We start from the raw sequence: 330 nt of genomic DNA, 5'->3' as shown, positions 1-330 counted from the left end.
ACAGCCAGCCCATTAATGGTAACCAAAGTGGCACTGAGTACCAGCACTCGCTGGCTAGATAAGTCACTTAAGCGTCCCCAAATCGGCGCTGAGACTAAGCTTGCAAAGCCGGAAACGGCAATAAAGGTGGCAAGTAAAGAAAATTCAAACGACTGTTTACTGGCTAAAATAATATAAAATGGAGCGCTCAATGCTGAACAAAGCAGTAGGGCACGTGTAATAACAAAATGCGCAAATTGCTTATCTTGGTACAAAATTTTTAACTTTGAAAACGCATGCAATAGACCATTATTTGCCCCTTCGGTAGCGCCACTATATTCGTTAATTTGT

Annotated in this window: 1 pseudogene; it reads right to left on the bottom strand. The window is 41.8% G+C overall.

The features are described 5' to 3' along the window. Positions 1-330, bottom strand: a pseudogene (locus CWB76_RS11720) (MFS transporter); the annotation flags it as partial.

This window comes from Pseudoalteromonas sp. S1609 (genome assembly GCF_005887255.1).
Lineage (GTDB): Bacteria > Pseudomonadota > Gammaproteobacteria > Enterobacterales > Alteromonadaceae > Pseudoalteromonas.
The sequence above is the reverse complement of the archived record's forward strand: the minus strand, read 5'-3'. Positions and strand labels throughout refer to the sequence as shown.